Raw genomic sequence first — 15,630 nt, forward strand, 5'->3', positions numbered from 1 at the left:
TTTGGAAGGGGAGCGCGGCAGCGGAACATGGACAGCCAGCGGCGAGCTTGAGACGTGCGCTTGTGGTGGTTGCGGGGCCTGTAGTCGCGATGTTTGGCGCATCACAGGCGTTTGCCTGCACCCTGTGTCACAGCCGGACCGCGCAGGATGTCCGGGCAGCGGTCTTCGGTCCGGACTTCTGGGATAATGTCGCCGCCATGTCGGCGGTCGTTCCCGCGTTGGTCCTGGCGGTGGTGTTGGTGCGCAGGATTTCGCCATGATGGCCACAAACGTGATCGAAGGCGCAAAGACAACCCGGCACCTGACGACGGCGGGCACCGTCATCGGCATCGGCATGGGCGGGTTTTTTGATGGCATCGTGTTTCATCAGATCCTGCAGATCCACAACATGCTGTCCGCGAGGGTGCCGACCGACACGCTTGTCGGCGCAAAAGTGAACATGGTGTGGGACGGGTTGTTTCACGCGGGCGTGTGGATTGCCACCGCGATCGGCATCGCACTGCTGTGGCATGCCGTGAAGCGAAGCGATGTCCTGCTGTCCGGCAAGGCGCTGTCTGGTTCGATGCTGCTCGGCTTTGGTTTGTTCAACCTGATCGAAGGGCTGATCAACCACCACATTTTGCAGATCCACCATGTTTACGAAATACTTGGCCAATCGGCGTGGGATTATGTGTTCCTGGCATCAGGTGTCGTGCTCATCCTGTCAGGATGGAGGCTCATTCGCAGCGCAGGGTCATGACGGCGCACCCCGAAGAATCGGTCGAGCCGTTGCGCGCGAACACCTGTGTTAGTGCGCGTCTCAGGATTGAAATCGATGGTGCACAAGCAGATCGGACGACCGCTTGCCCCTTGGGCAGCGGGCCGGGATTTGCAGGACCGGCGCGAAGCATCTTTCGTCGGATGCGAAGGACGAACGATATGACCGGGCGCAGACAAAATCCCCCAAGCCTGCCTGGAACGTCGCATGAAAAGTCGTCGGCATCAGTCCCGTTGGCGCTGTCACTGATCGGGATCGCCGCGGGCGCCTGGTGGTGGAGCCAGCGTCAAGAGCCAGCGATCGAGAGCCGGACCGCAGCCCGGCTGCGCATCGGTCATGCCGGCGGGCAGCAGGCATGAAAATCCATCATCTCAACTGCGGAACGTGCTGTCCGGTGGGTGGACGCCTGTTCGACGGCAAAAGCGATAGCGCGTTCGGGCACATTGTCTGTCACTGTCTGCTGATCGAGAGTGATCGCGGCCTGATCCTGGTCGATACCGGCTTTGGCACCCGCGATGTCGATCATCCCGCGCGGCGTATTTCGCCTTTCTTCCTGACCCTCAACAACATCCAGTTGCGTGCCGAAGAGACCGCGCTGGCACAGATCCGCAAGCTTGGTTTCCAGTCGTCCGATGTTCGGCACATCATCGTCACCCATCTCGATTTCGACCATGCCGGCGGGATCGAGGATTTTCCGAACGCCACCGTCCACGTCACCTCGCGCGAAAAAGAGGTGGCCGATGCGCAAAAGGGCGGAGCCTTTGTCGGTACGCGCCGCTACCGGCCGCAGCAATGGGACGAGGTCGCCGATTGGCGTCTCTACCCCTTCGGCGGCGGTGAAAAATGGCTGGGCTTTGACAGCGTTCGCGATCTCGATGGACTGCCGCCCGAAATTCTGCTGGTCCCGCTGGCCGGGCACACCTGGGGTCACGTTGGCGTGGCGATCCGCCAGCCCGAAGGCTGGCTGCTCCACGCAGGCGATGCATATTTCTATCGCGGTGAGATCGGCGCGGAGCATTATGCATGTCCCCCTGCGCTGCGCGGATACCAGCGCATGATGGAGGTCGATCGCACCGCGCGGCTGGGCAATCAGGCAAGGCTGCGGCGGCTCTCGATCGACCAGGCCAATGAGGTGCGGATTTTCTGCGCGCATGATTCGGTGGAGTTCGACCTGCTCGCCTCGCAGGCCCCCGCCACCCACGAAAAGCCGCGATGACCGGACGCAGGCAAGCCATCGATCCTGCTGACGCGACGGCGCCGGCTGCCCCCCAACCCAAGGACGACTTATGCTGGCAATGAACTATCGCGGACCATACCGGATCCGCCTTTCGGAAAAGCCCATGCCCGAAATCCTGCATCCGCGCGACGCGATTGTGCGGGTGACGCGGTCCTGCATCTGCGGTTCGGATCTGCATCTGTATCACGGCATGGTGCCGGATACACGGGTGGGAACGACCTTCGGACACGAGTTCTGCGGGGTGGTTGAACAACTGGGACCCGAGGTCGAAAACCTGAAGGTTGGCGACCATGTGCTGGTGCCGTTCAACATCGCCTGCGGCCAGTGCCATTTCTGCCTGCAGGGGCTGTTCGGCAACTGTCACGAAGTGAACCCCGAGGCGACAGCGCTGGGCGGCATCTTTGGCTATTCGCATACCGCAGGCGGCTATGATGGAGGCCAGGCAGAGTATGTCCGCGTGCCCTACGCCGATGTGGGCCCTGTCGTCATTCCCGACTGGATGGACCTCGACGACGCGGTGATGCTGACCGATGTCGTTCCGACGGGCTATCAGGCCGCCGAGATGGGCGGCATCCAGAAGGGTGACACGGTCGTGGTGTTCGGCGCCGGGCCGGTCGGGCTGATGGCGGCGCGCTGTGCCTGGCTGTTCGGCGCGGGCCGGGTGATCGTCATCGATATGTACGATTATAGGCTCGAGTTTGCGCGAACCTATTGCCCGGCGGAAGTCTACAATTTCAAGGAAATCGACGATGTCGTCGTGTTCCTGAAAAAGGCGACCGACGGGCTCGGCGCGGACGTCGCGATCGATGCGGTCGGCGGTGATGCCAGCGGCAACGCGCTCCACACGCTGTTCGGTACCAAGCTCAAGCTGGAAGCAGGCTCGGCGATCGCGCTTCATTGGGCGATCAATTCGGTCAAGAAGGGCGGCATCGTGTCTATTGTCGGAGTATACGGGCCTACCGGCAACATGATCCCGATCGGCAATGTCGTGAACAAGGGGATCACGATCCGCGCCAATCAGGCGTCGGTCAAGCGCCTGCTGCCCCGGCTGATCGAGCATGTCCGCATGGGCCATATCGACCCCAAGGCGATGATCACCCACCGCGTTCCGCTCGATCACATCGCCGACGCCTATCACATGTTCGCGGCAAAACTGGACGGCTGCATCAAGCCGGTGCTGGTGCCCAATGGCGGATAATCAGGAGTACGACATGACCCTTCCCGTCATCATCCACACCCCCGCCCTCACCTCAGGGGCCATCGACACGTCAACCATCCCCGGCTGGGGGGTCGATGCCGATCCGCTCAACGATCCCACTTATCCGATCCGCGACCGCGCACGCGATCCGGGCCTGACTAGCGACTGGGAGCGGCCCACGATCCAGCACCCCGATGTCGAGATTCTCCAGTCGATCGAGCATATCCGCCAGCCGGCGGTGGTCGGCACTTCCGTTCCGCCCAGCGGGCTCAGCGGGATGATGCGCCGGACGGCGTTTCGCTGGAGCGAATCCAACTGGACCCATTGGCTGCTGCTGATGGGCGCCGACCGGGTCAATGTCATCGAGGGCATCGTCGACGATCTGGCGCATGCGCGCATCCCCAATATCCCGGCCGAAATGGGGATCCGTTCCGAGCTCGCGCATAACAAGCGCGGCTTTGCCAAGAAGCTTGCGGTCGGCGGACTGATCGGCGTGGTTGCAGTTGGCCTGCTCAAGCGACGCCGACAGCAGTAACCGGGCAATGAAAGCACTTATGTTCACACCGGTGATCCAGAGCAAAGGGTCACCAACGGCTTGGTGGGCGCGATGACGATCGCGGCAATGATAGCGAAACAGCCAGTGGATCACATCTGCGGCCATCCCGCTGAGGATCGCATGCCCGGCTTGCGCGGTGATAGCGCTGCCCGAAACGGCCGACGGCGAAATCTCGCCCGATTGTATCGCCATGCTGACGGCAGAGTTGACCGGTTATGACGCAGTCGTTTTCGGACCGGCAATGGTCAAAGAGACGGCCGTGGCGACATTGCTGGCAGCGCTGTAGCCGGTTTTGCCCAACAGCACCGATCAGAGGTATGCAGCGTGAGCCTTATCAGGCAAATCTTTCCATCCAGTGAGAAGGACCCGCGATAATAATACTGGCCATCGCGCCGGCTGAGGTTGGGATCTTTCTTTGACATGGTTCGTGCCACTCGTTCGACCCTGCGACACACGATAGGTCACAGGATGGGTCACACAGTTGGCGGGCGCCAAATGCGGAGCGAGAAGGCGAATTATTGTTTTTCAATAGCTTGCAGCTGAACATGGCTGGGGTGGCAGGATTCGAACCTGCGAATGCCGGTACCAAAAACCGGTGCCTTACCACTTGGCGACACCCCAATGCCGTGCTCGCGGCGCTGCCGGGCGGCATGGGCCGGGGTAGCGCGGAAGCGGCCTATATACGGAAAAGTGCGGGGCCGCCAAGCGCCTTTTTGGGGCGCCGTCCTGGGGACCCGCCCGCGATCAGCCGATGCGGTGGACCCAGCCGTGCGGATCGGCCGCATCGCCGCGCTGGATCGAGACCAAAGCAGAGCGCAGCGCTGCGGTCACCGGGCCCGACTGGTTGCCGCCGATGGTGAAGCTGCCGTCGGGGCTCTTGACCGTGCCCACCGGGGTTACCACCGCCGCGGTGCCGCAGGCGAAGGTCTCGCGCAGCTTTCCGCTGGTGGCATCGGCTTGCCACTGGTCGATTGAATAGGGCTCCTCGCGCACCGTCATGCCCTGCGCGCGCGCCAGCGTGATCAGCGAATTGCGGGTGATTCCGGGCAGGATCGTTCCGGTCAGCGGCGGGGTGATGATCGAGCCATCTTCGAACACGAAGAACAGGTTCATGCCGCCCAGTTCCTCGACCCATTTGTGTTCGGCGGCATCGAGGAACACGACCTGGTCGCAGCCTTGCGCGGTGGCTTCGGCCTGCGCGACTAGGCTGGCGGCATAATTGCCGCCGCACTTGGCAGCGCCGGTGCCGCCGGGGGCGGCGCGGGTGTAATGCTGCGAGACCCAGATCGTCACCGGTGCCGCGCCGCCCTTGAAATAGGCACCGACGGGCGAGGCGATGGTGATGAACAGATATTGTTTCGCCGGACGTACGCCCAGGAACACCTCGCTCGCGAACATGAACGGGCGCAGATACAGCGCGCCGCCATCGACCTTGGGGAACCAGTCCGAATCGATCCGCACCAGTTGCTCGACTGATTCGATGAAGACGTCCTGCGGCACGGCAGGCATCGCCATCCGCGCGGCGGATTGATTGAAGCGGCTTGCATTGGCATCGGGGCGGAACAATGCGGTGCTGCCATCGGCAAGCTTATAGGCCTTCATGCCCTCGAAGATTTCCTGCGCGTAATGCAGCACCGACGAAGCCGGATCCATCGGGATCGGCGCGCGGGCGGTAACGCGGGCATCGTACCAGCCGCCTTTGTCCTCGTCATAGCGCACCACCACCATGTGATCGGTGAACAATTTGCCAAAGCCGGGATCGGCAAGCGCGGCATCGCGCGCGTCGGCAGGCGTGGGGTTGGTGGTGGGCTCAACGGCGAAGGGCAGCATGTCATCCCCTGAAACTGCAAGATTATGGGTGGTCGTCGGGTCCCGTTCGCTGGTCTTGCTGCAACGCGGGGTTGCCAAGACCTAATCGGGCTGGCAATCAAGGTCAACATGCCTGTCCCATCTTCCCCACCTGCTTCCGCCCTGTTTCTGCGCGAGGATGAAGTCCGTCACGGCGTCGAGCTGCTGTTTTTCGGCTATACCCGCCTGACCAAGTCGATCGATGATCAGCTGGCCAAGCAGGGTCTGGGCCGTGCGCACCACCGCGCCTTGTATTTCATCGCGCGCAATCCCGATCTGACAGTGAGCCAGCTGCTGCGCGCGCTGGCGATCACCAAGCAGTCGCTGGGCCGGGTGCTGACCGAACTGCAGCGGCGCGGGCTGATCGAGACCCGCAGCGGCGAGACCGACCGGCGGCAGAAGCTGCTGCGGTTGACGCCCCCCGGAGCGAGCCTGGAGGCCGAACTGTTCGATGCGCTGCGCACCCGGCTGTCGCAGGCGTACAGGCGCGCCGGCCAGGATTCGGTGACCGGCTTCTGGCGGGTGCTCGAGGGGCTGGTTCCCGACGCGGATCGGACCCTGCTGGCCGAACTGGGCAACGAGCGGCGCCCCGGTTGATCTGCAAGGCTGATCCGCGCGCCTGACGTTAGGGCTTACTCGCATTGGCCGGTTCCGTCCGTGGTCCTGCCGACATTTCCGCTTTGCGTCTGGCGCTGCTTCTGCAATTCTGCCGAAAATCAAACAAAAAGCAGGAGCGGACACCCAATGGCCATCATGCGCAGCGTCGTGCTGAAAGCCCCGATCGCAGGCTTGCCCGAGCCGGGTGACTTCACCTTTGCCGACAGCGATATCCCTGCGCTCAAGGACCACCAGTTCCTGATTCAACATGCCATCGTCTCGGTCGATCCCGGCGTGCGCTCGCGGTTGTCGGCCACTGGCGCGAGCTATGCCCCGCCGATCCCGCCGGGGGCGCGGATCGATGGCTTCATCGTCGGGCAGGTGACCGACAGCCGCAACGAGCGTTTTCCGGTCGGCACCTGGGTAACCACGGGTGGCGGCTGGGCCAGCCACAGCATCGGTGATGGCCGCGGCTACATCATGCCCTTGCCCGACAACGGCCTGCCGCGCTCGTTGTGGCTGGGGATCCTGGGCATTCCGGGGATGACCAGCTGGTTCGGCTTGAAGCGCGTCGGTGCGATGCGGGAGGGCGCGCATGTGCTGGTGACGTCGGCGGCCGGCGTGGTCGGCGCCACCGCGGGCCAGCTCGCCAAGGCGTGGGGCGCGGCGAGCGTGGTCGGGATCGCTGGGGGCAAGGACAAATGCGACTGGCTGGTGCGCGAATGCGGTTTTGATGCCGCGATCGATTACAAGGGTACCGATGACCTCGCGGGCGCGATCGCCGCTGCCAGCCCCAAGGGGGTCGACCTGTTGTTCGACAATGTCGGCAACGCGATGATCGACACTGTGCTGCCATTGATGCGCTTCAATGGCCATATTGTCGTCTCGGGTCAGGTCGCGGACTACAGCGTGCCGCACGACCAGCGCGCCGGAATCATCAACACCGCCGAGTTCATCGCCAAAAGGCTGACGATGCGCGGGATGGTGGTGTTCGACGACATTCCGCAGTTTGCCGCCGCGCAGGCCGAGATGGGCGCCATGATCCGCGAGGGCAAGCTCGTGTATCGCGAGGAGCTGTTCGACGGGCTCGATCAGCTTCCTGAGGCGTTCTGCGGGTTGTTCACCGGCGCCAATTTCGGGCGGCGGCTGGTGCGGCTGGGAGACGCGTGATGACACAGCCTTTCCGGATCGAGGACCAGAGCTATTCGCGCTTCACCTTCGCGCGCGAGGGCCGGGTGCTCAGCGCGATCATTACCTCGGATCACCCGGTCAACGGTGTCGATGGCCCCATGCACGATGAGCTGGCGCGGGTGTTCACCGATCTGCAGCGCGATAGCGACAGCGACATCATCGTGCTCACCGCGAAGGGCCGCGCGTTCTGTGCGGGAGGCGATTTCGCCTGGTTTCAGCAGCAGATCGATGATCCGGCCAGCTTTCGCGCGATCGCCTGGGATGCAAAGCGCATCGTCACCAGCCTGCTCGAGATGGAAAAGCCGATCATGTGCCGGTTGAACGGGGCAGCCGCAGGGCTGGGGGCGACGATCGCCTTGCTGTGTGACATCATCGTCGCCGACGAAAAGGCGCTGATCGGCGATCCGCACGTCAAGGTCGGGCTGGTCGCGGGCGATGGCGGCGCGATGATCTGGCCGCAGTTAATTGGCTATGCGCGCGCCAAAGAGCTGCTGATGACCGGCGACATGCTGACCGCTGTCGAAGCCAAGGCGATGGGGCTGATCAACCATGCGGTTCCGGGCGACCAGCTCGACGCCAAGCTGGGCGAGATCATCGCCAAGCTGCAGGCCAACCCCAAATGGGCGGTGCGCTGGACCAAGACGGTGACCAACATCCCGCTGCGCGCACTCGCCGCGCAGATGATGGACGCAGCGATCGGCTGGGAGAGCGTCTCGAACTATCTCGGCGACCGCCGCGAGGCGGTGGCAGCGATGGCGCAGAAGCGCGCGCCGAAATTGACGGGGGAGTGATGGAGATGTTGGTGACCTTGCTCGTCATTCCCGCGAACGCGGGAATCCTGCTTCACTGCTCCACCGACGCGCACAAGCGGGATCCCCGCGTGCGCGGGGGTGACGGGCTGAGGTTTCTATCGCCCGGCTTGCCCCTCCCGTTCTCCGGCGAAAGCCGGAGCCCAGGAGCGAGATTGCATTATTGCCGCCCTGGTTTCCGGCTTTCGCCGGAGAACGGTCATGTGGAGTGCGCACCTAAGTGACCCTGCAAACCTTCACCGACGAACCCGAACACGTCTCCGCTCTGCGCGCGACATTGCAGCGCTTCCTCGCCGAGCACGCCCCGCGCGAGGCGCGGCAGGCCTGGGACAGGGCGGCGCGCTGGCCGCGCGATGTCTACAGCAAACTCAATGCGTTGGGGCTGACGGCTCTTACGGTCCCTGAGGAATTTGGCGGGGCAGGGCAGGACCTTGTCGCCGCGATTGCGGTGATCGAGGAGCTCGCCGCAGGTGGCCCGTGCCTCGCGGGGCCGTTCATCCACACAAGCTTCTATGGCGGCATGAACTTGTCCGAAAACGGCTCGCCCGAACAGAAGGCGCAGTTCCTGCCGCGGCTGGCAAAAGGCGAACTGTTCTTCGCTTATGGCCTTTCCGAACCCAATGTCGGCGGCGACCTTGCCAGTGTCGAGACCCGTGCGGTGCGCGAGGGCAACGATATCGTGATCAACGGGGCGAAACGCTGGTGCACCGGTGCGGACTGGGCGGATTACATCTATTGCCTCGTGCGCTCGGGGCCACCCGAAGATCGCTACAAGAACCTGTCGTTCGTGCTGGTGCCGACCGATGCACCCGGCGTGACGATGCAGGACATCGAGCACGTCAACCTGCGCTACACCCACAGCCAGGACGTCTATTTCGATAATGTCCGCTTGCCGACAAGCGCCATCGTCGGCGGCGAGGCGATGTGGAACCAGGGCTGGAAACTGCTCGCGGGCCGCGCGCTCGATGTCGAGAAGCTCGAGATTTCCGCCGTGGCGTTGGGGATTGCGCGCGCCGCGATCGATGAGGCCTGGGGCTATGCGCAGGAGCGGGTGCAGTTCGGCAAGCCGATCAGCCAGCATCAGGCGATCCGCCACAAGCTCGTCACCGCTCGCACCAAATGGCAGGCGGCGCGGCACATGCTGTACCATGCCGCGTGGCTGGCCAACGAGGGGCGGCCGTGCTCGGTCGAGACCAGCATGGCCAAATTGTTCGTCGCCGATATGGGCGTCGAGATCGCGCTGATCTGCCAGCAGGTGATGGGCTCGTACGCATTGAGCGACGCTTATGAGATGGAGCGCCATGTCCGCGATCTGCTCGGCATGCCGATCGTCGGCGGGTCGAGCGACATGCAGAAGAACAATCTCGCGAGTTTGATGAAACTGTAGGTAACGCCCTCTCCGCTTGAGGGGAGAGGGAAGAGCCGCAGAGCGGCGAAGGGAGAGGGGAAGGACGCGAGGGCACAATGCAGTCCCCTCTCCTAACCTCTCCCCTGAAGGGGAGAGGGACTTTACATGAAACCACTCGAGAGCATCGAACCCCTGGGCCATGCGGTCGCGTTGCAGCTGCCCGGGATCGCCGCGCGCGCCGACGAGATCGAGGAGGCGCGGCGGTTGCCTGCTGATATCGCGCAAAGCCTCGCCCGCGCCGGCGTATTCAACATGGTGCGTCCCAAGAGTCTGGCCGGGCTCGAGATGGCACCGCTCGATCTGGTCAGCGTGCTCCACGCGATCGCGCGCGCCGAGGCGAGCACCGGCTGGTGCGCGATGATCGGCGCGACCACCGCGATCAACGCGGCGTATCTGCCGCCCGATGTCGCGGCGGAAGTCTACGCCGACCCGCACTCGATCACCGGGGGGGTGTTCGCGCCGATGGGCCGCGCCGATGACATGGGCGATCACTACAAGGTCACCGGCCGCTGGCAGTGGGGATCGGGCAGTGCCAATTGCGACTGGCTGTGCGGCGGCGCGATGGTGTTCAAGGACGGCGAGCTTCAGCGGTTCGATAACGGCGCGCCCTACCATCGGATGATGATCTTCCCGGCCAGCGAGGTCGAGCTGCTCGATACCTGGCATGTCATGGGGATGAAGGGCACCGGCTCGGGCGACATTGCGGTCAAGGACGTGCTGGTGCCCAAGGCGCGCAGCGTTTCGTTGATCGCGGACACGCCGGTAGAGCAGGGGCCCCTGTACCAGTTTCCGGTGTTTGGGCTGCTGGCGATGGGTGTTGCCTCGGTGGCTTTGGGCAACGCGGCGGGCGCGATGGACGAGATCAAGGCGCTCGCCCGCGCCAAGAAGCCCCAGGGCGGCCAGCGCACCATGGCCGAACGCGCCGTGGTGCAGACCGACCTGATGCGCGCCGAGGCCAAGCTGGCGTCTGCAGAGGCCTTCTTTCGCGAAAGCATCGCCGAGTGCTGGGAGGGCGCGACGACGCGCGGCGAGCTATCACCCGAAGAACGCGCCAGGCTGCGGCTGGCGGCAACCTACGCCACCGAGACTGCAGCCGATGTCGCAAAGACCGCGTTCACCATCGGCGGCGGCAGCGCGGTCTACATGACCAGTTCGCTCCAGCGCCGCTTCCGCGACGCGCATGTCGCAACGCAGCACATTGCGACGGCAAGCAGCGTGTACGAGCTGGTCGGGCGTATAGCGCTGGGCCTGCCGACGGATACGGGGATGCTGTGAACTAGGCCCGCCTCTGATGGCGTAGCTTGCTTTTAACGCCTCTCCCTTGATGGGAGAGGCAGCGAGACTTGGCAGCTTGCTGCCTTAGTCGCAGCGATGAGGGTGACGGTGCGGCTGGGTGGATGCGGTGCGGTGTCGCTCCGCAAGGTCAATCCGGAGAGATCACCCCCACCCAACCCTCCCCCATCCAGGGGAAGGGCTTTAGGAAGCAGCCTCAATACGCCCCCGCCGACTCCCGCACCACGGCGATCCCCGCCTCGCGCTGGCGCTTGAGTTCCTGCTTCAGCTTGACCGGGTCCTCCGCGATCACGAAGCCGAAGCTGACTCCGCCTTCCTTGCCGATCGTCGCATGGTGCAGCTTGTGCGCCTGGACAATGCGCTTGGCGTAACCGCTTTTGGGCACCCAGCGGAAATAGCGCTGGTGAACAAGGCCATCGTGGATCAGCGTGTAGATCGCGCCGTAGATCATCACCCCGATGCCCATCCATGTCGCGGGCTCCCAAACCCAGGCTCCGATGATGAACAGGCTGATCGAGATCGCCGAGCCGACGATCGCGTATAGGTCGTTCTTCTCGAGCACATTGTCGTGCGGTTCGTGATGGTCGCGGTGCCAGTCCCAGCCCCAGCCGTGCATCACGTATTTATGGCTCCACCAGGCGACAAATTCCATGAACGCGGTGGTGGCAATCACGATGCCAAGATTGATAAGAGCCTGCATGCCCTCAAGAATAGGCGCAATCACCGCCGGTTTGAAGAGGGCATATTGTCCTGGTTGCACAGGCAACCAAATCCGCGCTGGATTTGGGCCCGGGCTTCTGCCAAGCCGCGTCCACAATAGCCGGTGAACAAGGGGTTTTTGCGCAATGGCTCAGGCACAGACGCTGTATGAAAAAATCTGGAACGCCCATGTGGTTGACCAGCGGGATGATGGCACTGCGATCATCTTCATCGACCGGCATCTCGTTCACGAAGTCACCAGCCCGCAGGCGTTCGAGGGTTTGCGCATGGCCGGGCGCAAGGTGCGCCGCCCCGACCTGACGCTCGCGGTGCCCGATCATAACGTGCCGACCACGCCGCGTATCGATGCGCAGGGCAACCGTATCCCGATCGCCGATCCGGAGAGCCGCGCGCAGCTCGACGCGCTCGAGCGCAACGCGCCCGCGTTCGGCGTGCCCTATATCGATGCGACCGACCCGCGGCAGGGAATCGTCCATGTCATCGGGCCCGAGCAGGGCTTCACGCTGCCCGGGTGCACGATGGTGTGCGGCGACAGCCACACCGCCGCGCACGGTGCCTTGGGCGCGCTGGCGTTCGGCATCGGCACTTCCGAGGTCGAGCACGTGCTGGCGACGCAGACGCTGCAGCTCAAGCGCTCGAAATCGATGGAAATCCGCGTCGAGGGCGATCTGCCCCCAAGCGTCAGCCCCAAGGACCTGATCCTGCACATCATCGGCCAGATCGGCGCTGCCGGCGGTACCGGTCATGTCATCGAATATCGCGGCGAGGTTTTCGATCAGATGTCGATCGAAGGCCGACTGACGGTCGCCAACATGTCGATCGAGGCAGGCGCGCGCGCCGGTCTGATCGCGCCGGATGATGCGACCTTCGCGTATCTCAAGGGCCGTCCGATGGCCCCCAAGGGCGCGGACTGGGACGCGGCAGTCGCCTATTGGCGCACGCTCAAGACCGATGACGGCGCGGTGTTCGACAAGAGCGTGGTGATCAAAGCCGCCGATGTCGCACCCTCGGTGACCTGGGGCACCAGTCCCGAGGATGTCGTGCCGATCACCGGCAACGTTCCCGACCCCCAGAGCTTCGCCGATGCATCCAAGCGCGCGGCGGCGGAAAAGTCGCTCGCCTATATGGGGCTGACCGCAGGCATGCCGCTCAATGAGGTTGCGGTCGAACACATCTTCATCGGCAGCTGCACCAACAGCCGGATCGAGGATCTGCGTGCAGCCGCCGCGATCCTCAAAGGGCGGCACAACGCGCCTGGCATCAAGTCGGCCTTGGTCGTACCGGGGTCGGGCCTCGTCAAGCGTCAAGCCGAAGCCGAGGGGCTCGACCGCATCTTCATCGATGCCGGGTTCGAATGGCGCGAACCTGGTTGTTCTGCGTGCCTCGGGATGAACCCCGACAAGGTGCCATCGGGCGAGCGCTGCGCCTCGACCTCGAACCGCAACTTCGTCGGCCGTCAGGGGCCGGGAGCGCGCACGCATCTGGTCAGCCCCGCCATGGCCGCCGCTGCTGCGGTGACGGGTCGGCTGAGCGATGTGCGGACGTTGATTTGACCTGAATTCGAGAGTATTTTGGTCAAAACTCCAGGAGGTCTCTATGGATGGGCGCGTAACCGAGTTTGCAGCGTCCGCAGCGAAGGCTCGCTTTTCGGAATTGCTCGACCGTGCAGAAGCGGGTGAGGAAATAACGATCCTGCGCCACGGACGCGTGGTGGCTCGCCTGGTTGCTCCCGGCCCCGCGATGACGGTAGAGGAGCGGCGGAGACGCGGTCAGGAGTTCCTGAAATGGCGCGAGCTGCACGGGCCGACATTGGGCCCTGGCATGACCGTGAAGCAGCTGATCGAAGAAGGTCGGCGGTATTGAGCGCCTTCGTCGTCGACGCATCCATCGCGCTTTCATGGTATTTCAAGGACGAGCGCTCAGAGCTTGCGTTGGCGGCATTCGAGGCATCCAACAGTCTGCGTCTGCTTGTCCCTCCGCATTGGTACATCGAGGTGGCGAACGGAATGCTGGTGGGTGAACGAAAAAACAGAATGGAGCCTTGAGATGTGGGGCCTTTCGTTTCGCGTCTGTCTGACTTGATGATCGATGTCGATGATACTGCGCGGACCGCGACGATGACGCGCCTGTTGCCGCTGGCGAGGCACTATCAGTTGACGATTTATGACGCGCTGTATCTTGAGCTCGCCGGGCGCAGGTCGGTGCCGCTTGCCACCTTGGACAAGAAGCTTGCTGCCGCTGCGCAGGAGGCTGGTGTGTTGCTTTTTGAAGGAGCGATAGAATGAAGTTTCGCAAGATACTCGCTGCTGCGACCGTGGCTCTCGCTACAACGGCACCCGCCATGGCACAGAACACCGACGTCCAACTCTGGCGGCTCGATTGCGGGACCGTTGCGGCGAACGATCTCAACGCGTTTTCGGATACACAGGCGTATACCGGCCAGTCCAAACAGCTGGTGAGCAGCTGCTATCTTATCCGCCACGGCAGCGATTACCTGTTGTGGGATACGGGCCTTCCGTCGGCCATCAAGGGCAAGCCGCTCGATCCCAAGCAGGCGATGGATGCCACGGTCACATTGACGATCAAGGAGCAATTGGCCCAGCTCAAGATTGATCCGGCGCAGATCACGCATGTGGGCCTCAGCCATTATCACTTCGATCATAGCGGACAGCTTGCCGAATTTCCCGGAGCGACGTTGATCGTGGGCAAGGGTGACTGGACCGTGCTCACCACCGACCCTGGTTCTTATGGGGCTGATCCCAAGCCTTTCACACACTGGATATCGGGCGGCGGCAAGGTCGAGCAGGCGACGACCGACAAGGACGTGTTCGGCGATGGCACGGTGACCATGCTGCGGCTGCCCGGGCACACCCCGGGGCACAGCGGATTGCTGGTCCGGCTGAAGGATACAGGTCCGGTGCTGCTGACCGGAGATCTCGCGCACTTCAGCGAAAACTATGCATCGAACGGGGTGCCGACGTTCAACGTCAACCGCGCCGAAACTCTGGCATCGCTTGACCGGTTCAAGAAACTGGCAGACAATCTCAAGGCAACGGTGATCATTCAACATGAGCCGGCAGATGTGGGCAAGCTGCCCGCATTTCCCCAGGCGGCGGAGTAAATACAGTGAGCAAGGACAAGAAAGACGGCTGGTCGAACAGCGCCATGGCGGGCGCGGCGGTAGGTTCCGCTGCGCTGGCAGCCGCGTTGCTGTATGTCGGCAAGCAGTTCAACAAGCCCAAGACCGGTGCCCCCGCCAAGCCGGAAGAACCCGGCGCCGAAGCGACCGAGGGACCCCATGCAACCGATTGATCGCGTCGAGGGCAAGGCCATCCCCTTCGGCCGCAAGAACGTCGATACCGACATCATTATCCCCTCGCAGTGGCTCAAGACGATCAGCCGCGAAGGGCTGGGCGCAGGCGCATTCGAATCGATCCGCGCAGAGCCGGACAACGTGTTCGATGATCCCGATTATGCGCGCGCGCCGATCCTGATCGCAGGCGACAATTTCGGCTGCGGATCAAGCCGTGAGCACGCCGCCTGGGCGCTGATAGATCTGGGCATCACTGCGGTGATCGCACCCAGCTTTTCGGACATCTTCTCGAGCAACGCGTTCAAGAACGGGATCCTGACGGTGGTGTTGCCGCAGGACGCGGTCGACCGGCTGATGGAGGTCGCCAAGACCGACACCATCCACATCGATCTGGAAAGCCAGACCGTGACCACGCCGTTCCAGGACCGGTTCAGCTTCGAGATCGACCCGTTCCGCAAGACCTGCCTTATGCAGGGTCTCGACGAGATCGGGCTGACCTTGGGCAAGGCCGATGCGATCAGCGCGTATGAGGCCAAGGTCGGCGTCGAGCGTCCCTGGATGGTGCCGGTCGCAGCTTAACCACGCCAGTCCCGGCTTCCCCGTTCTCCGGCGAAAGCCGGAGCCCAGGGGCCGGGTTGCACTGTCATCGCCCTGGATTCCGGCTTTCGCCGGAAAACGAAATCAAACAACAACAAACGGAGAG

At 63.4% G+C, this 15,630-nt stretch carries 21 protein-coding genes and 1 tRNA gene; 19 read left to right on the top strand and 3 right to left on the bottom strand.

All coding sequences use genetic code 11. The annotated features are described in order from the left end of the window. Nucleotides 1-47: 47 nt before the first annotated feature. From IEW00_RS04820 to IEW00_RS04850, 7 genes are all read left to right on the top strand, one after another. Nucleotides 48-260, top strand: a complete 213-nt coding sequence (locus IEW00_RS04820; RefSeq protein WP_229736824.1) for a hypothetical protein — start codon at nucleotides 48-50, stop codon at nucleotides 258-260. Next, on the top strand, nucleotides 257-739 hold the full coding sequence (locus IEW00_RS04825; protein ID WP_229736825.1) for a DUF2243 domain-containing protein: 483 nt from the start codon (nucleotides 257-259) through the stop codon (nucleotides 737-739). Before IEW00_RS04820 ends, IEW00_RS04825 begins: the two co-directional genes overlap by 4 nt. Nucleotides 740-918: 179 nt before the next feature. After that, nucleotides 919-1,116: a hypothetical protein gene (locus tag IEW00_RS04830; protein WP_188513264.1), complete on the top strand. Its 198-nt coding sequence runs from the start codon at nucleotides 919-921 to the stop codon at nucleotides 1,114-1,116. Beyond that, a complete protein-coding gene (locus tag IEW00_RS04835) occupies nucleotides 1,113-1,973 on the top strand; it encodes an MBL fold metallo-hydrolase (protein ID WP_188513265.1) in 861 nt (286 codons plus the stop codon). Before IEW00_RS04830 ends, IEW00_RS04835 begins: the two co-directional genes overlap by 4 nt. Before the next feature lie 70 nt (nucleotides 1,974-2,043). Continuing rightward, nucleotides 2,044-3,192, top strand: a complete 1,149-nt coding sequence (locus IEW00_RS04840) for a zinc-dependent alcohol dehydrogenase (RefSeq protein ID WP_188513266.1) — start codon at nucleotides 2,044-2,046, stop codon at nucleotides 3,190-3,192. A 13-nt stretch (nucleotides 3,193-3,205) separates the two neighbouring features. Further along, on the top strand, nucleotides 3,206-3,727 hold the full coding sequence (locus IEW00_RS04845) for a hypothetical protein (RefSeq protein WP_188513267.1): 522 nt from the start codon (nucleotides 3,206-3,208) through the stop codon (nucleotides 3,725-3,727). 157 nt (nucleotides 3,728-3,884) lie between these two features. Continuing rightward, on the top strand, nucleotides 3,885-4,034 hold the full coding sequence (locus IEW00_RS04850; protein ID WP_188513268.1) for a hypothetical protein: 150 nt from the start codon (nucleotides 3,885-3,887) through the stop codon (nucleotides 4,032-4,034). A gap of 260 nt (nucleotides 4,035-4,294) precedes the next feature. On the opposite strand, the gene IEW00_RS04855 is transcribed toward IEW00_RS04850, so the two are convergent. Continuing rightward, a tRNA-Gln gene (locus IEW00_RS04855) sits at nucleotides 4,295-4,369 on the bottom strand. 123 nt (nucleotides 4,370-4,492) lie between these two features. Next, nucleotides 4,493-5,578 (bottom strand): branched-chain amino acid aminotransferase, encoded by a 1,086-nt coding sequence (locus tag IEW00_RS04860; protein ID WP_188513269.1) that lies wholly within the window; start codon nucleotides 5,576-5,578, stop codon nucleotides 4,493-4,495. Between the two features lie 108 nt (nucleotides 5,579-5,686). Here IEW00_RS04860 and IEW00_RS04865 point away from each other — a divergent pair, with 108 nt between their 5' ends. The 5 genes from IEW00_RS04865 (at nucleotide 5,687) to IEW00_RS04885 (ending at nucleotide 10,876) form a co-directional block, all read left to right on the top strand. Beyond that, the gene (locus tag IEW00_RS04865; protein WP_188513270.1) at nucleotides 5,687-6,193 is read left to right on the top strand and encodes a MarR family winged helix-turn-helix transcriptional regulator; all 507 of its coding nucleotides are present in this window, start codon (nucleotides 5,687-5,689) and stop codon (nucleotides 6,191-6,193) included. A gap of 147 nt (nucleotides 6,194-6,340) precedes the next feature. Next, nucleotides 6,341-7,363: an NADP-dependent oxidoreductase gene (locus IEW00_RS04870; RefSeq protein ID WP_229736826.1), complete on the top strand. Its 1,023-nt coding sequence runs from the start codon at nucleotides 6,341-6,343 to the stop codon at nucleotides 7,361-7,363. After that, complete coding sequence (locus IEW00_RS04875; RefSeq protein ID WP_188513271.1) at nucleotides 7,363-8,175, top strand: enoyl-CoA hydratase/isomerase family protein; 813 nt, start codon at nucleotides 7,363-7,365, stop codon at nucleotides 8,173-8,175. The genes IEW00_RS04870 and IEW00_RS04875 overlap by 1 nt, the downstream gene beginning before the upstream one ends. A gap of 238 nt (nucleotides 8,176-8,413) precedes the next feature. Further along, entirely contained in the window at nucleotides 8,414-9,580 is a 1,167-nt protein-coding gene (locus tag IEW00_RS04880) for an acyl-CoA dehydrogenase family protein (RefSeq protein WP_188513272.1), read from the top strand. Between the two features lie 126 nt (nucleotides 9,581-9,706). Beyond that, a complete protein-coding gene (locus IEW00_RS04885) occupies nucleotides 9,707-10,876 on the top strand; it encodes an acyl-CoA dehydrogenase family protein (RefSeq protein ID WP_188513273.1) in 1,170 nt (389 codons plus the stop codon). A 214-nt stretch (nucleotides 10,877-11,090) separates the two neighbouring features. On the opposite strand, the gene IEW00_RS04890 is transcribed toward IEW00_RS04885, so the two are convergent. Beyond that, a complete protein-coding gene (locus tag IEW00_RS04890) occupies nucleotides 11,091-11,594 on the bottom strand; it encodes a sterol desaturase family protein (RefSeq protein WP_188513274.1) in 504 nt (167 codons plus the stop codon). Between the two features lie 145 nt (nucleotides 11,595-11,739). On the opposite strand from IEW00_RS04890, the gene leuC reads away from it, so the two are divergent. The 7 genes from leuC to leuD are packed head-to-tail and all read left to right on the top strand — an operon-like array spanning nucleotide 11,740 to nucleotide 15,506. Then, nucleotides 11,740-13,167, top strand: coding sequence for a 3-isopropylmalate dehydratase large subunit (gene leuC / locus IEW00_RS04895; protein WP_188513275.1), 1,428 nt, complete (start codon nucleotides 11,740-11,742; stop codon nucleotides 13,165-13,167). A 43-nt stretch (nucleotides 13,168-13,210) separates the two neighbouring features. Further along, on the top strand, nucleotides 13,211-13,477 hold the full coding sequence (locus IEW00_RS04900) for a type II toxin-antitoxin system Phd/YefM family antitoxin (protein ID WP_188513276.1): 267 nt from the start codon (nucleotides 13,211-13,213) through the stop codon (nucleotides 13,475-13,477). Next, nucleotides 13,474-13,659, top strand: a complete 186-nt coding sequence (locus tag IEW00_RS04905; RefSeq protein WP_188513277.1) for a type II toxin-antitoxin system VapC family toxin — start codon at nucleotides 13,474-13,476, stop codon at nucleotides 13,657-13,659. The genes IEW00_RS04900 and IEW00_RS04905 overlap by 4 nt, the downstream gene beginning before the upstream one ends. A 3-nt stretch (nucleotides 13,660-13,662) precedes the next feature. Beyond that, nucleotides 13,663-13,899 carry a type II toxin-antitoxin system VapC family toxin gene (locus IEW00_RS04910; protein ID WP_188513278.1) on the top strand — a complete coding sequence of 79 codons (237 nt, stop codon included), beginning with the start codon at nucleotides 13,663-13,665 and terminating at the stop codon, nucleotides 13,897-13,899. Then, complete coding sequence (locus IEW00_RS04915; RefSeq protein ID WP_188513279.1) at nucleotides 13,896-14,735, top strand: N-acyl homoserine lactonase family protein; 840 nt, start codon at nucleotides 13,896-13,898, stop codon at nucleotides 14,733-14,735. The genes IEW00_RS04910 and IEW00_RS04915 overlap by 4 nt, the downstream gene beginning before the upstream one ends. Before the next feature lie 5 nt (nucleotides 14,736-14,740). After that, complete coding sequence (locus IEW00_RS04920; protein ID WP_188513902.1) at nucleotides 14,741-14,926, top strand: hypothetical protein; 186 nt, start codon at nucleotides 14,741-14,743, stop codon at nucleotides 14,924-14,926. Next, nucleotides 14,913-15,506, top strand: a complete 594-nt coding sequence (leuD, locus tag IEW00_RS04925; protein WP_188513280.1) for a 3-isopropylmalate dehydratase small subunit — start codon at nucleotides 14,913-14,915, stop codon at nucleotides 15,504-15,506. The genes IEW00_RS04920 and leuD overlap by 14 nt, the downstream gene beginning before the upstream one ends. Nucleotides 15,507-15,630 lie beyond the last annotated feature (124 nt).

Source organism: Blastomonas aquatica, assembly GCF_014639875.1.
GTDB classification, from domain to species: domain Bacteria; phylum Pseudomonadota; class Alphaproteobacteria; order Sphingomonadales; family Sphingomonadaceae; genus Blastomonas; species Blastomonas aquatica.